Source organism: Massilia sp. AB1 (assembly GCF_018119385.1).
GTDB lineage: Bacteria > Pseudomonadota > Gammaproteobacteria > Burkholderiales > Burkholderiaceae_D > Telluria.
Window position 1 is genome coordinate 27746 of record NZ_JAGKSG010000026.1, and the last position, 15242, is coordinate 42987.

Here is a 15242-nt window from a genome sequence, read left to right on the forward strand (position 1 = left end):
ATCAGTCGGTCACGGGTTCGGGTGGCGGCGCGGCGCCGGGCGGCGGGGCCGCCGGGACGGGCGTGGGCGCCGGGTAGTAATGCAGCCACAGGGCGTGCAGGAAGATCCATGCGGCGCTCACGGTGGCCAGGATGGCAAGGACGAGGAAGACGTCGTTGTAGGCAAGGATGTTGGCTTCGCGCGTGGCGCTGCCCGACAAGGCGGCGAGGCCCTGGCGGGTGCGCGCCTGCGGATCGGCGATGCTGCGCGCGGCCACGGCGGCGCCCTGCTGGATGCGGGCGGCGACCATCGGATCGAGTGAGCTCAGTTGCTCGACGATCACCGAGGAATGGAACTTCTCGCGCATCACCTGGAAGGTGCCGACGATGGCCGAGCCGAGCAGGCCGCCCAAGTTCTGGCTCAGCCCGAACAGCACGGAGAAGCTGATCAGGTTGGCCGGATTGCCGATCACGGTGCCAATCAGGGAAATCACCGAGGGCCCGATGAACAGGGTGCTGCCGAAGGCGAGCAGGCTCTGGCTCAGGTACATCTGCTCGGGCCGCGTCTGGCTGGTGGCGTGGGCGTCGAGCCAGGCCCCCGCCGCCATGAACAGCAGCGAGATCACCTGCGGCGCCATCAGGTGCTTGACGTTGACCGTCAGCGCCGAGACCGCGATGCCGGCGACGGTGGCGCCCAGGACGATGGCGTACAGGGTCTGCAGCTGGTCGTTGTCCATCCCCACCGAGCGCAGGAAACCGACCGCGCCCACGCTCTGCTCGGACAGCACGATGCGCACCAGCACCAGCGACAGCAGCAGGCGCGCAATGTTGGCGTTGGTGAGCCAGCGGATATTCAGCAGCGGATTGGCGCGGTTGTGCTCGACGCAGACGGCGGCGGCGAGCAGCACCAGCGAGACCGCCAGCGCGACGCCGAGCCAGGGCTGCTCGAACCACCACAGCACGCGCCCGAAGGTCAGCACCACGCACAGCAGGGCCACGCCGGGCGCGAACAGGGCGAAGGTGACGAAGTCCATCGGCCGGAAGGCCTTGATGCGGTCGCCCGGCGGCAGCTTGAGCAGCAGCACGGCGGCCAGCGAGACCACGGCCAGGCCCAGCTCGAAGAGGTAGAGGCCGCGCCATTCGGCGATCTGCAGCAGGTCGTTGGAAAAGATGTACGCCAGCGGCAGCGCCAGCTGGGCCGCGCCGAGCGACAGCGCCACGCCCTTCAGGCGCCATTCCTTCTTGAAGGCCTGCAGCGTGTAGTAGAGGCCGAGCGGCGTCACGGCGGCGCCCAGCATGCCGTGGGCGGCGCGCACCGCGATCGCGGAATTCAGGTCGTTGACGAACAGGTGGGCGAAGGTCACCAGCGCATACAGCACCAGGAAGAATTCGGTGAACAGGCGCAGGCCGAACTGCTGGCGGAATTTCACCAGCAGCAGGTTCATCGAGGCGTTGGTCATGACGTAGGCGACCGGCAGCCAGTTGGTCTCGGTCGAATAGGCGCCAAGCACGCCTTGCAGGTTGACCAGGTTGACGACCACCAGAGCATTGCCGAGGCCGCCAGTGATGGTAACGAGGATGCCGACGAAGAGGTAGGCGAAGCGCAACGGCGTCGGGTGGGCCGGCGTGGACGGCGAGCCGGGCAGCATCGGCTTTTCGTCGGGGGCCCACTGACGCGGCGCGTACTTGCTCATGCGTTCTCATCCTTCGCGCGTTTCTTATTCTTTGCGCATGATAACCGCTCAGAAAAAACCGCGTCGGACGCCCGGCTGTTAATTCACTAAGGGATAAGCGAAAGGAATAGCACTTTTTGCCACACGCAAAAATTTAGCACCAGAGTTGCCGAAACGGATATTGCTCTGCCTATCCAGCCTGCCTAGAATCAATTTATTCCATGCGGAAATTGTTCCGTATCGGCAGCTGTATAGAGTTCATATGTTGAGAGCACGTCTGTCTGTCCGTAGCTTGTTTTCCGGCTTAGTTAGCGCGCTGGCCATCGCGCCCGCCATCGCCTTCGCGCAGGAGATGCCGCTCGACTACCGGATGAACGAACACATCATCAAGGTGCCGGCCGGTCCGCAGCACCAGGCGATGCTCGAGACCACCGTGTTCCAGCCGAACGGCCCCGGTCCCTTCCCCCTCATCATCATCAACCACGGCAAGGATCCCGGCCGCCCCAGCCTGCAGCCGCGCGACCGCTTCTACCACATGGCCAGCGCCTTCGTGAAGCGCGGCTACGCGGTGCTCGTCCCGATGCGCCAGGGCTTCGCCAACTCGACCGGCCGCTACGCCGAGCACGGCTGCGACATGACCGCGAACGGCTACAGCCAGGCCGCGGACATCCGCGACACCCTCGAGTTCGCGCGCCAGCAGCCCTGGGTCGACAAGGACCACATCGTGGTCGCCGGCCAATCGTACGGCGGCCTGGCCACGATCGCCCTCGGCGCCCAGAAACTGCCGGGCGTGCGCGGCCTGATCAACTTCGCCGGCGGACTGCGCGACGACAGCGACCGCTGCGCCTGGCGCTCGCAGCTGGTGTCGGCCTTCGCCGAATACGGCAGCAAGAACACGGTCCCGACCCTGTGGATGTACGGCAAGAACGACTCGCTGTTCGGCCCCGACCTGGCGCAGCGCATGCACGCCGCCTTCGCGCAGGCGGGCGGGCGCGGCCGCCTGGTCGAATTCGGCGCCTTCAAGCGCGACGCGCACGGCATGCTGGCCAGCCGCGACGGCGAGAAGGTGTGGCTGGACGACACCGAGAAATTCCTGGAGGAGGTCGGCATGCCGACCGCGGTCGTGCATGAGGTGCCGCCGCCGCCGAGCCCGGCCAGGACGGATTACGCGCGCGTCGACGACATCGACGCCGTGCCCTACCTGTCGGAGCACGGCAAGCGCGCCTACCGCGACTACCTGACCAAGATGACGCCGCGCGCCTTCGCCGTGTCGCCGAGCGGCGCCTGGACCTGGGCCGAGGAAGGCGAAGACCCGGACGGCCGTGCGCTGGCCACCTGCAGCGCCAAGAGCACCCAGCCCTGCCGCCTGTACTCGGTCGACGACTATGTGGTCTGGAGCGGCGAACGCATCGACGCCGCCGAGAAGGCTGCCGCCACCGCCTCGGTCACGCCGCAGCAGGCCGCCCCCGGCTCGGCGCCGACCACCTCGGTCGGCAGCACCACGCGCTGACCAGCACGCTTCCGCCTGTCAAGCCCGCCGCGCACTGTTTTCGTGCGTGCCGGGCCGCAAGCTCGCGCCCAGGCGACCTAGCGCAAACCTCCCTGCCCCGCCTGCTCCGACAATGTGGCTGACGTCTCATTGATCGGAGAAGCACATGTTGCGCCTTTTACAAGCCTGGCCCGCTTCGCTGCTGGCTGCGCTCCTGGCCGCCCTGGCCGCCTGCTGCGCGCCGGCTGGCGCCGCCAACAACGATCCCGTGATCCTGGTCCATGGCGTGCTCGGCTTCGGCCCTGACGACTATCCGCAAAGCGGCTTCAACTACTGGGGCGGCCATGGCGACATCGCGCGCCACATGCAGGTCTACCGCGGCCCGCGCAACGTGTTCGCGGCGGCGGTCGGGCCGATCAGCTCCAACTGGGACCGCGCGGCCGAGCTCTACGCCCAGATCAAGGGCGGCTGCGTCGACTATGGCGCCAGCCACGTAAAAAAATACGGCACGCCCGGCCAGGCGCAGAAGCCGCCCGGCAAATGCTGGGCCGCCGATCCGGGCAACAATCCGCAGGGCTATCCGCTGGCGCTGTATCCGGCCTGGGACGCCCAGCACCCGATCCACATGATCGGCCACAGCCAGGGCGGCACCACCATCCGCGCGCTGGTCGAACTGCTGGAGCATGGCTCGCCCGAGGACGAAGGCGACGGCGAGCTGTACCGGGGCGGCAAGCTCGGCTGGATCCGCAGCGTGACCACCATCTCGGCGCCGCACAACGGCACCACGCTCAGCGACGCCGTGTTCGACATCGCGCCGAGCCTGCGCACGCCGCTGCGCGAACTGCTCGCGCACCGGGCGGCGCAATGGGAACTGGCGCCGGACGGTGCGCGCGAATTCAACCACTGGGCGCGCACCTCGCCGCACGTCTATTACTACTCGGTGGGCACCCTGGCCACCGAGGCCGGCAGCTGGTGCTGCAACGACACCGACCGCTTCGTCGCGCCGGTCCAGACCATCGCCTTCCAGTATCCGCGCGCCGACATGATCCCCTACTTCAAGCTGTTCGCGGGCGAGTGGATCGTGCCGTCGCCGCTGCAGCGCGGGATGGGCGGCTACACCCAGGACGGGCCGGGAAGGCAGCGCATCGACAGCGACTGGTTTCCCAACGACGGCGTGGTCAACACGGTCAGCATGCGCGCGCCGAACGGCCACCCGGCGCGCGACTACGACGGCAGCTCGGCGCGGGGAAGCTGGAACTACCTGGGGACCTGGAAAGGCTACGACCACTTCGACATCCTGAACTGGCCGAACAAGGGGCCGTCGGCCGATCCCTTGTACGAGAAGATCAGCGACATCATTTTTGCGTTGTAGCGCCCGAGGCAGCCGGACAGCCTCGGGGCGCTCAGTGCACGCTGCGCAGGCTCCGCGCCAGGTCCGACAGCCGGTAAGGCTTGGCGACAAAGGCGAAGTCGCCCAGCTTGCCGCGGTCCAGCTTGAGGGCCGGCTGCGGATAGCCGGAGGCCAGCATCACCTTGACGTGCGGATAGTGCTCGCGCGTGTAGGCGGCGAGGTCGATGCCGTTGATCCCGTCCGGCATGACGATGTCGGTGAACAGGATGTCGACATCGCGGCTGGCCAGCGCGTTCATGGCTTCCCGGCCGCTGGTGGCGGTCATGACGTCGTAGCCCATGCTCATGAACAGTGAGGACGCCACGTCCAGCAGGTCGGGTTCGTCCTCGACGATCAGGACGGTCTCGGTGTCGGCCTTGCTGTAGTCATGGTCGTGGGTGCCGGCGGCCGGCAGGTAGATCGCGATGGTCGTGCCCTCGCCCTGCCTGCTGCGGATCACGACTTCGCCGCCCGACTGCTTGATGAAGCCGTACACTTGCGACAGGCCCAGGCCCGTGCCCTTGCCCACTTCCTTGGTGGTGTAGAAGGGCTCGAAGGCGCGCGCCACGGTCTCGGGATCCATGCCGGTGCCGGTGTCGGTCACCGTCAGGCGTACGTAGTCGCCGGCCGGCAGGTTGCCGACCTCGCCCTCGGCCAGGGTGGCGTTGGCGGTGGCGATCTCGATGCGGCCGCCGTCCGGCATGGCGTCGCGCGCGTTCACCACCAGGTTGAGCAGCGCCGACTCGAAGCGCGCCGCGTCGATCACGGCGTTGCGCACCATCGGGTCGAGCCGCACCTCGAACAGGATCGAGGAATTGCCGGCGCGCCGCAGCACCGATTCGAAACCGGTGATCAGGCGGTTGACATTGCGTGTTTCGGGCTGCAGCGGCTGCTGGCGTGCGAAGGCCAGCAGCTGCTGGGTGAGCGTGGCGCCGCGGTCGATCGCGCGCCGCATGCTGTCCAGGGTCTTGGCGTCGCTGCCGTGCTGGCGCTGCATGGACAGCACTTCCAGGCCGCTGGCCAGCACCGACAGCAGGTTGTTGAAGTCGTGGGCGATGCCGCCGGTGAGCTGGCCGATCGATTCCATCTTCTGTGCCTGGAACAGCGCGGCCTGGGTCTTTTCCAGGGCCTCGGCCGCCTGCTTCTTCTCGGTCAGGTCGCGGGTGATCTTGGCGAAGCCCAGCAGCTCGCCCTGCTCGTCGCGAATGGCGTCCACCACCACGTGGGCCCAGAAACGGGTGCCATCCTTGCGTACCCGCCAGCCTTCGGACTCGTAGCGGCCGACCTCGGCAGCCGTCCCGAGCGCCCGCACCGGCACCCCGGCCAGGCGGTCCTCGTCGGTATAGAAGCGCGAAAAATGCTGGCCCACGATCTCGTTGTACGAATACCCCTTGATGCGCTCGGCGCCCACGTTCCAGTTGGTCACCACGCCCTCGGGCGAGAGCATATAGATGGCGTAGTCGGTCACGCCCTGCACCAGCAGGCGGAAGCGCTGCTCGCTATCGCGCAGCGCCTCTTCCGCCTTGCGGCGCTCGGTGACGTCGCGGGTGATCTTGGCGTAGCCCAGCAGGTCGCCGTGCTCGTCGTAGATCGGGTCGATCACCACATGGGCCCAGAAACGGCTGCCGTCCTTGCGCACGCGCCAGCCTTCGGCCTCGAACTTGCCCTGCTCCAGTGCCTGCTTCAGGGCGCGCTCCGGCAGTCCGGATTCCCGGTCCTCGGGCGTATAGAAGCGCGAGAAGTGCTCGCGCAGGATCTCGTGTTCGACGTAGCCCTTGAAGCGCTGCGCGCCGGCGTTCCAGCTGGTGATATGGCCCTGCGGATCGAGCATGTAGATCGCATAGTCGCTGATGCCGGCAACCAGGTATTGCAGCCTTTGCTCATCGCTCATCGCGTGCTGGGCGGGGGACGACATACTGTCCATATGAAAGAGGACTTCCTGAAAAGATGGACCTAATGATCCTATCATACTACCGCTCATCCATATCCGCCCACGCGCCTGGCGCCCCCTCGGCTTGTAAAGACGCGGCATGGGTTTGTAAAGCGACGGGCGGTTTCACGTTACAATACCGCTCTGTTTGTCCAGCCCCTTTCCCCCAGGCACTATGACCCAGGCAGCACCCGCACAACTCGACTTGTCCGCCTGCGATCAGGAACCGATCCGCACGCCAGGCAGTATCCAGCCGCACGGCTTCATGCTGACGCTCACGCCCGACCTCGTGGTGGCCCAAGCCAGCGCCAACCTGGCGCAATGGACCGGCCATGCCGCCGATGAGGCCGCCGGCCAGCCGCTGGCGCAGATCGTCGGCGAGGCCGCGCACGCGCGCCTGGCGCCGGAACTGCTCGACGGCGCCCTCGGTGCGCGTCCGCTCTACCTGGGCACCGCCACCCTGGGGAACGGCGCCCACTTCGACGTGCTGGCCCACCGCTGGGATGGGCTGGTGATCGCCGAGTTCGAGCGCGTCGAGCGCTCGCAGCCGGCCGATTTCCGCCACCTCTACCCCTTGATCAGCGATTTCCTGGCCAAGGCCAACCAGCACGCTTCGATCGCGGCCCTGACCGAAGTGGCCGCGCGCCACGTGCGCTCGGTCACCGGCTTCGGCCGCGTGATGATCTACCAGTTCGACACCGACGGCCACGGCCGCGTGGTGGCCGAATCGAAGGAAGACGGCTACGAGTCCTATCTCGGCCAGCACTTCCCGGCGAGCGATATCCCGGCCCAGGCGCGCGAGCTGTACCGGCTGTCGCCGATCCGCCTGATCCAGGACGCCAACTACGAGCCGGCGCCCCTGGCGCCGCCCCGCAACCCGGTGACGGGCGGCCTCAACGACCTGTCCTTCGCTGCCCTGCGCAGCGTCTCGCCGGTGCACCTGCAGTACATGCGCAACATGGGCACCCTGGCCTCGATGTCGGTGTCGCTGATCGTCAAGGGCCAGCTGTGGGGACTGATCTCCTGCCACAACGCCGCGCCCTGCCCGGTGCCGGTCGAGAAGCGCACCGCCTGCGAGCAGCTGGGGCAGATCCTGGCGCTGTGCATCGAGTCGCGCGAGGACGCGGCCGAGCTGCAGTTCCGCCTCGAAGTGCGGCGCGTGATGGTGGAGCTGCTCGGCCACCTGACCAAGGGCACGGACTTCCTCGAGAACATGAGCGGCGTCTTCCCCGAGCTGCTGCGCTTCGCGCGCGCCGGCGGCGTGGCCATCGTCGCCGACGACCTGATCATGACCTATGGCGACACCCCGGACGAGGACGCGATCCGCGCGCTCTCGACCTGGCTGGCGGTGCAGGGCCATACCGAGGTCTATCACACAAATCACCTGGCCGCGAGCTATCCGCCGGCGAAGGCGCTGACGCGCTGCGCCAGCGGCCTGCTGGCGCTGCCGATCTCGCGCATCCACAAGCATTACCTGCTGTGGTTCCGCCCCGAGCTGGTGCAGACCATCGAATGGGCCGGCAACCCGCATGAGAAGCAAGCGCGCCCTGGCGCCCCGACCCAGCTGTCGCCGCGCCAGAGCTTCGCCACCTGGCGCGAGACCATCCACGGACAGAGCCTGCCCTGGCACAGCGCCGAGATCGAGCTCACGGTGGAATTCCGCTCCGCCCTGCTGGGCATCGCGCTCGAGCGCGCCGAGCAGATGGCCGAGCTGGCCGAGGAACTGGGCCGCGCCAACAAGGAACTGGAAGCCTTTTCCTACTCGGTCTCGCACGACCTGCGCGCGCCGCTGCGCCACATCGTCGGGTTTTCCGACCTGCTGCTGGAAGCGGGCGGGCTGGACGACGCCGACCGCCGCCAGCGCTTCCTCAGGAACATCAAGGAGTCGGCGCGCCTGGCCGGCAAGCTGGTCGACGACCTGCTGTCGTTCTCGCAAATGGGCCGCGCGGCCCTGCGCCCGACCACGGTCGACATGAACGACCTGGTCTCGGCCTGCATCGACAAGCTCGGGCTGGAGATCGGCCAGCGCAACGTCGACTGGCATATCGACCACCTGCCCGCGGCCTGGGCCGACCCCAGCTTCCTGCACCTGGCGGTGCTGAATCTGCTGTCGAACGCGGTCAAGTTCACGGCTGGGCGCGATCCCGCCGTGATCCGCATCTGGGCCGAGGACGGCGAGCACGAAACCGTGTTCCACGTCGCCGACAACGGCGCCGGCTTCAACATGGACTACGTGCACAAGCTGTTCGGCGTGTTCCAGCGCCTGCATCGCATGGAGGACTTCCAGGGCACCGGCATCGGCCTGGCCAACGTGCGCCGCATCATCGAGCGCCACGACGGCCGTGTCTGGGCACAGTCCGTCCAGGGCGAAGGCGCGACCTTCTCCTTCAGCATTCCGAAACAAACTCCCAATCCGTAAGGCCCTGCCATGCTCAAGCCCATCCTGCTGGTGGAAGACAATCCCAACGATCTCGAATTGACGCTGATCGCGCTGGCCAAGAGCCAGCTCGCCAACGAGGTCGTGGTCGTGCGCGACGGCGCCGAGGCGCTCGACTACCTGAACCGCCGCGGCGAGTACAGCGAGCGTCCGCTCGGCAATCCGGCCGTGGTCCTGCTCGACCTCAAGCTGCCCAAGGTCGACGGCCTGGAAGTGCTGAAGGAAATCCGCGCCACCGAGACGCTGCGCCCGATGCCGGTGGTGATGCTGACCTCGTCCAAGGAAGAACAGGACCTGGTGCGCAGCTACGAGCTGGGCGTGAACGCCTACGTGGTCAAGCCGGTGGACTTCGCCGACTTCCTGCGCGCGATCGCCGACCTCGGCATCTTCTGGGCGGTGCTGAACGAACCGCCGCCGGGCTCGCGCCGCTACGTCAAGCCGAAGTGAGCTTCGCCTGACGCTTTCCCTGCCGCGCGCCGCGCGCGGCGGCGCAGCAGGTGGCGGATGCGCGCGCTGAGCGCGTCCGGGTGATAGGGTTTCTGGAGCAGGTGGACCGAGGCGTCCAGCTTGCCCTCGTGCGCCAGCACGCCCTCGGCATAGCCCGAGGTATACAGGATCTGGGTGTCCGGCAGCCGTTCGCGCACGATCTCTCCCAGCTGCAGGCTGCTGACCGGTCCCGGCATGATCACGTCGGTGAACACCAGGTCGATCTGGCGGCCGCTGTCGATGATCGCCACCGCCGCCGCGGCGTCCGCCGCTTCCAGCACGTCGTAGCCGAGCGCGGACAGGATGCCGCAGGTCGAGGAGCGCACGTCTTCCTCGTCTTCCACCACCAGGATCGTCTCCAGGCCGCCCGTCAGGGGCATGTGGTGCTCCGGCTCGGCCGCTGCGGGCGCCGCGCCACTGCGCGGCAGGTAGATCGACACGGTGGTGCCGCGCCCCACTTCGCTGCTCAGCACGATCTCGCCGCCGGACTGCTTGACGAAGCCGTAGGCCATCGACAGGCCCAGGCCCGTACCCTGCCCGGTCGGCTTGGTGGTGAAGAAGGGTTCGAAGGCGCGCTGCAGGACCTCGGGCGGCATGCCCTTGCCGGTGTCGCTGATCTCCAGCACCACATAGTCGCCGCGCTGCACCTCGGGCGGGAGCGCGCCGCCGCCCTCGCTGCCGTACACGTTGCGCGCGCCGATGGTCAGGGTGCCGGCGCCGCCCATCGCGTCCCTGGCGTTGATCGCCAGGTTCAGCAGCACGTTGTTGAGCTGGTTGGGGTCGACGTTGGTGCTTCCCAGGTCCGGCGCGATGTCGGTGACCACGCGCGCGTTCGGGCCCAGCACGCGGCGCATCATGTCGTCCATCTCGCGCAGCAGGTGGCCGGGGTCGATCACCACCGACTGCAGCGGCTGGCGGCGGGCGAAGGCAAGCAGGTGCGAGGCCAGCTTGGCGCCGCGCTCGACGCCGGCCAGCGCCATCTCCACGCGGGTCTGGGCCGCCGCGTTCAGGCCGCCGATCAGCTTGAGCAGCTGCAGGTTGCCGCCGATGATCTGCAGCACGTTGTTGAAGTCGTGGGCCACGCCGCCGGTCAGCTGGCCGATCGCTTCCATCTTTTGCGCCTGGTGCAGGGCCGACTGGCTGGCGGCCAGCTGTTCCTGGCTCAGGCGCAGCGATGCGAAGGCCTGGTCGCGCTGGCGCCGCGCGTTGCAGGCGCCGCTGTGGTAGCGCACGCGCGCCACCAGCTCGCGCGGGTCGGGCCACTTGACCAGGTAGTCGTTGGCGCCCACGGCGAAGGCCTTGGCCTTGATGTCGGGATCGTCTTCCGACGAGAGCAGGATGACCGGGATGTCCTCGGTCTCGGGATCGGCGCGCAGCCGGGCGATGACCTCGAAGCCGTCGAGGTCGGGCATGCGCAGGTCCACCAGCACCACCGTCGCCTTCACCTGGCGCGCCACCTCGACCGCGCGCGCGGGGCTGGATTCATAGCATAGCTGGTGCTTGATGCAGCCCTGCAAGCCGTGCGCGATGATGTCCTGCGCAAAAGGCTCGTCGTCGATGAGCAGTACGGAGCAGGCGGAGGAATCGTCTTCGATCATTGCAACGGCGTCGCTTTCAGAGCTGGTGGTACCAAGGTGGTTCTAAACGTATTGCAAAAAGGTAAGCGTTAATTCTACACGATTAACTTGTCACAAGTGCCCGTGTCCGCCTGCCGCCCCCGGTATCGGGAAGCAATACCTTGCAAGGGCTGCGGACGCCTCCATATGCATGGCAGATAAAGCCCACGCCAACGCCGGAGCACGCATGAGCGACGAGCTTTGCCCACTGTGCGGGAGGCCACTGGGGACGGAAAACATTGACCGCCACCACTTGGTCCCGAAAACCTTCAAGGGCAAGGAGCAATTCCCGATTCACAAAATTTGCCACCGCAAGATTCACTCGGCATTTACTGAGCGGGAATTATTGAATACATACCATACCTGGGAAGCCTTGCGCGCACACGAGGACATCCGGTCCTTCATCGCCTGGGTCGCCAGGAAGCCGCCCGGGTTCTACACGCGCACCTATACCGCCAAGGACAAGAAGCAGCGCCGCTGAGGCGGTCTTCCAGGCTCAACCATCTATAATCTGATATATTATCGATTCATATTTTGTTTGAGCCCTGACGATGTCTTCCTTTCCTCCCGATCTAAGCAAATTGCAGGCGGCCGCCGGCCAAGCCAGCAGCCTGCTCAAGGCCCTGGCCAATCCCGACCGCCTGCTGCTGCTGTGCCAGCTGACCCAGGGCGAGTTCGCCGTCGGCACGCTGGAAACCATGACCGGCATCCGCCAGCCCACCCTGTCGCAGCAGCTGACCGTGCTGCGCGACGAATGCCTGGTCGCCACCCGGCGCGAAGGCAAGCAGGTGTTCTACCGGATCGCCAGCCTTGATGCGCTGGCCGTCTTGCAGGTGTTATATGGGCTGTACTGCCCGCAGGAGAGCGAACATGCAGATTGACTGGAACAACTTCACGCCCTGGATGTCGCTGGCGGGCGGCATGCTGATCGGCCTCGCGAGCGCCGCCTTCCTCCTGCTGAACGGGCGTATCGCCGGGATCAGCGGACTGGTCGGGGGCCTGTTGCGCGCACCGTCCGGCGAGCGTGGCTGGCGCCTGGCCTTCCTGGGCGGCCTGGTGGCTGCGCCCCTGTTCTACGTCCTGGCCGCGCCGCTCCCTGAAGTGGAGGTCGAGGCCGGCTTCCCTGCCCTGCTGCTGGCCGGCCTGCTGGTCGGGCTCGGCACCCGCTACGGCTCGGGCTGCACCAGCGGCCACGGCATCTGCGGCATGGCGCGCCGTTCGCCGCGCTCCTACGCCGCCACCGCCGCCTTCATGGCCACGGGCTTCCTGACAGTCTATCTGCTGCGGCATGTGAGCTGGCCATGAGACTCCTGAGCGCAATCCTGGCCGGACTGGTGTTCGGTATCGGCCTGATCCTGTCCGGCCTGACCAACCCGGCCAAGGTGCTGGCCTTTCTCGACCTGGCGGGGGCCTGGGATCCCTCGCTGTTGTTCGTCATGGGCGGGGCCCTGCTGGTGACGGCGCCCGCCTATGCCATCGGCATGCGCGGCAAGCGCACCCTGACGGGCGAGCCGCTGAACCTGCCCACGGCATCCGCCATCGACCGCCGCCTGGTGCTCGGCAGCCTGGTCTTCGGCGTGGGCTGGGGCATTGCCGGCTACTGCCCCGGCCCCGCCGTCGCTTCGCTGGCCCTGGGCGGCTGGAAGCCGCTGCTGTTCTTCGGCGCCATGCTGGCCGGGATGGGCATCTACGAACTGATCGAACGCAGGAAAGGCTGAGGACGGAAGCAGTTTTTCCTTGACAAGGCAGGCGGCAGAATATTTCATCTTGGGCAAACTCAACTCCCACCTTGCCCATGCAATTCGCCGACTACCTGACCCATGACGCGACTTCGCTCGCCGCCCTCGTCGCCTCCGGCGAGGTCACGCCCCGGGCGCTGCTCGACACGGCGCTGGCGCGCCATGCGCAGGTCCACGGCCAGGTCAACGCGGTCTGCCGCCTGATGGAGGACGAGGCGCGCGCCCAGCTCGCGCGCCCGCTGGCCGGCGCCTTCGCCGGTGTGCCCTTCCTGATCAAGGACGGCCTGCAGGACTATGCGGGTCTGCCGACCACCAACGGCAGCCGCTCGATGCGCGGCCATGTGCCGCGCGAGCACGCCGCCGTCGTGCGGCGCTATCTCGAGGCCGGCCTGGTCGTGTTCGGCAAGACCAACCTGCCCGAGTTCGCGCTCAAGGGCGTCACCGATCCGGCCCTGTTCGGACGCACCAGCAATCCCTGGAACCTCGAGCACACGCCGGGCGGTTCGAGCGGCGGCGCGGCCGCGGCGGTGGCGGCCGGCATCGTGCCGATGGCGGCCGGGAACGACGGCGGCGGCTCGATCCGGATTCCCGCCGCCTGCTGCGGCCTGTTCGGCCTGCGCCCCTCGCGCGGACGCGTGTCGGCGGGGCCGCATGCGGGCGAGATCTGGTTCGGCGCCTCCAGCGAAGGCGTGCTCTCGCGCAGCGTGCGCGACACGGCGCGCGCCCTCGACCTGCTGCAGGGCGCCGAGCCGGGCGATCCCTTCGTCATCGCGCCCCCGGCCGCGCCCTATGCGGAGCTGATGCGGCGCCCGCCGGGCCGCCTGCGCATCGGCTTCTCCGCCGCCTCGCCGATCGGCTCCGAGGTCCATCCGGAAGCGGCGGCCGCGGTCCGGCACGCGGCGGCGCTGCTGGCCAGCCTGGGCCACGAGGTCGAGGAAGCCGCGCCCGAGATCGACGGCGCTGCGCTGGCCACGAGCTACCTGCACATCTATTTCGGCCAGGTGCCGGCCATCGTGGCGCGCAACAAGGCCCTAGGCGCGGCGGGCAGCGAGGTCGAACTGATGACGCGCCTGCTGCTCACGCTGGGAGGCGCGGTCAAGGCGCCGGCGCTGACCGAGCAGATGGCGCAATGGAATACCTACGCGCGGGCGCTCGGGCGCTTCCACCAGCGCTACGACATGCTGCTCACCCCGACCCTGGCCCATCCACCCATCCGGCATGGCGAAGGCGACGTGCCCGCGTCCCAGCAGGCAGTGCTGGGCTTCCTGCAGCGCAGCGGCCTGCTGGGACTGCTGGCGCGCCTGGGCCTGCTGGACGCCACGGTCGACCGGATCGCGCGCGACAACCTGCGCTACGTGCCCTTCACCCAGCTGTCCAACCTCACCGGCACGCCGTCGATGTCGGTGCCGCTGCACTGGACCGCGGACGGCCTGCCGATGGGCGTACAGTTCGTCGCGCCGTTCGGACGCGAGGACAGCCTGCTGCAGCTGGCGGCCCAGCTGGAACAGGCCCAGCCCTGGTTCGGCCGGCTGCCGGCCATGACGCGCGCGGCATAAGGTCAGGCGATGACCCAGGACGAAGCCTTCTCGCAGCGCTTGCGCGACCTGGCGCGCCTGCGCCGCGTGCGCGACCGGATCGACCGCGACTACATGCAGCCGCTGAACGTCGAGGAGCTCGCGCGCGGCGTCCACATGTCCGCCGGCCACCTGAGCCGCCAATTCCGGCTGGCCTACGGCGAGTCGCCCTATTCCTACCTGATGACCCGGCGCATCGAGCGCGCCATGGCCCTGCTGCGGCGCGGCGACATGAGTGTCACCGAGGTCTGCTTCGAGGTCGGCTGCTCCTCGCTGGGCACCTTCAGCACCCGCTTCACGGAACTGGTCGGCGTGCCGCCGAGCGTCTACCGGACCGAGTCGGCGCAGGCCACGGATGGCATTCCGCCCTGCGTGGCGAAACAAATCACGCGTCCGATCAGGAATCAAGAAGCGCCGCCGGATGAGTCCCGCTAAGCTGGCGTTTCCCATCACCTGAAAGAGAAAGGCAAACACATGGACCTCAGCATCCACTCGACCTTCCTGCCGCACCAGGACGCGGAAGAATCCCTGGCTTTCTACCGCGATGTGCTCGGCTTCGAAGTCCGCAAGGACGTGGCCTATGGCGCCATGCGCTGGATCACGGTCGGTCCCGTCAACCAGCCCGGCACCTCGATCGTGCTGTCGCCCGCGGGCGTCGCGCCGGGCGTGACCGACGACGAGCGTCGCACCATCGCCGAGATGATGGCCAAGGGCACCTACGCCATGCTGCTGTTCGCCACCCGCGACCTGGACGGCGTCTTCCAGCGCCTGCAGGCGCGCGAGGCCGACATCGTCCAGGAGCCGACCGAGCAACCGTACGGCGTGCGCGACTGTGCGGTGCGCGATCCGGCCGGGAACATGCTGCGCATCCAGGAGCTGCGCTGAAGCTTGTTGGCGCAGAACCGAGCAGCTACACTGGGACACGAGCTT

The 15242-nt window shown here is 67.8% G+C and carries 14 protein-coding genes; 11 read left to right on the top strand and 3 right to left on the bottom strand.

From position 1 onward, the window contains the following. Position 1: 1 nt before the first annotated feature. Positions 2-1672 (bottom strand): MFS transporter, encoded by a 1671-nt coding sequence (locus J8847_RS15570; RefSeq protein ID WP_211525630.1) that lies wholly within the window; start codon positions 1670-1672, stop codon positions 2-4. Positions 1673-1913: 241 nt separating this feature from the next. Here J8847_RS15570 and J8847_RS15575 point away from each other — a divergent pair, with 241 nt between their 5' ends. Further along, a complete protein-coding gene (locus tag J8847_RS15575) occupies positions 1914-3161 on the top strand; it encodes a dienelactone hydrolase family protein (protein WP_229512888.1) in 1248 nt (415 codons plus the stop codon). Positions 3162-3306: 145 nt separating this feature from the next. After that, positions 3307-4512, top strand: a complete 1206-nt coding sequence (locus tag J8847_RS15580) for a triacylglycerol lipase (RefSeq protein ID WP_211525631.1) — start codon at positions 3307-3309, stop codon at positions 4510-4512. Positions 4513-4543: 31 nt separating this feature from the next. On the opposite strand, the gene J8847_RS15585 is transcribed toward J8847_RS15580, so the two are convergent. Further along, the gene (locus tag J8847_RS15585) at positions 4544-6454 is read right to left on the bottom strand and encodes a PAS domain-containing sensor histidine kinase (protein ID WP_211525632.1); all 1911 of its coding nucleotides are present in this window, start codon (positions 6452-6454) and stop codon (positions 4544-4546) included. 181 nt (positions 6455-6635) lie between these two features. On the opposite strand from J8847_RS15585, the gene J8847_RS15590 reads away from it, so the two are divergent. Both J8847_RS15590 and J8847_RS15595 read left to right on the top strand, forming a co-directional pair. Then, the gene (locus J8847_RS15590; RefSeq protein ID WP_211525633.1) at positions 6636-8879 is read left to right on the top strand and encodes an ATP-binding protein; all 2244 of its coding nucleotides are present in this window, start codon (positions 6636-6638) and stop codon (positions 8877-8879) included. A gap of 9 nt (positions 8880-8888) precedes the next feature. Beyond that, positions 8889-9344, top strand: coding sequence for a response regulator (locus tag J8847_RS15595; RefSeq protein WP_211525634.1), 456 nt, complete (start codon positions 8889-8891; stop codon positions 9342-9344). Here the strand turns inward: J8847_RS15595 and J8847_RS15600 are convergent. After that, positions 9326-10981 carry a response regulator gene (locus J8847_RS15600; protein WP_211525635.1) on the bottom strand — a complete coding sequence of 552 codons (1656 nt, stop codon included), beginning with the start codon at positions 10979-10981 and terminating at the stop codon, positions 9326-9328. The genes J8847_RS15595 and J8847_RS15600 overlap by 19 nt on opposite strands. A gap of 205 nt (positions 10982-11186) precedes the next feature. On the opposite strand from J8847_RS15600, the gene J8847_RS15605 reads away from it, so the two are divergent. From J8847_RS15605 to J8847_RS15635, 7 genes are all read left to right on the top strand, one after another. Then, on the top strand, positions 11187-11480 hold the full coding sequence (locus J8847_RS15605; RefSeq protein ID WP_211525636.1) for an HNH endonuclease signature motif containing protein: 294 nt from the start codon (positions 11187-11189) through the stop codon (positions 11478-11480). Positions 11481-11550: 70 nt separating this feature from the next. Beyond that, entirely contained in the window at positions 11551-11880 is a 330-nt protein-coding gene (locus J8847_RS15610) for a metalloregulator ArsR/SmtB family transcription factor (protein ID WP_211525637.1), read from the top strand. After that, positions 11870-12304, top strand: coding sequence for a YeeE/YedE family protein (locus J8847_RS15615; protein WP_211525638.1), 435 nt, complete (start codon positions 11870-11872; stop codon positions 12302-12304). Before J8847_RS15610 ends, J8847_RS15615 begins: the two co-directional genes overlap by 11 nt. Beyond that, positions 12301-12717 (top strand): DUF6691 family protein, encoded by a 417-nt coding sequence (locus J8847_RS15620; protein WP_211525639.1) that lies wholly within the window; start codon positions 12301-12303, stop codon positions 12715-12717. Before J8847_RS15615 ends, J8847_RS15620 begins: the two co-directional genes overlap by 4 nt. Positions 12718-12794: 77 nt before the next feature. Beyond that, positions 12795-14294 carry an amidase gene (locus J8847_RS15625; RefSeq protein ID WP_211525640.1) on the top strand — a complete coding sequence of 500 codons (1500 nt, stop codon included), beginning with the start codon at positions 12795-12797 and terminating at the stop codon, positions 14292-14294. A gap of 9 nt (positions 14295-14303) precedes the next feature. Then, positions 14304-14747 carry a helix-turn-helix transcriptional regulator gene (locus J8847_RS15630; RefSeq protein ID WP_211525641.1) on the top strand — a complete coding sequence of 148 codons (444 nt, stop codon included), beginning with the start codon at positions 14304-14306 and terminating at the stop codon, positions 14745-14747. Between the two features lie 39 nt (positions 14748-14786). Further along, on the top strand, positions 14787-15197 hold the full coding sequence (locus tag J8847_RS15635) for a VOC family protein (protein WP_211525642.1): 411 nt from the start codon (positions 14787-14789) through the stop codon (positions 15195-15197). Positions 15198-15242: the final 45 nt, after the last annotated feature.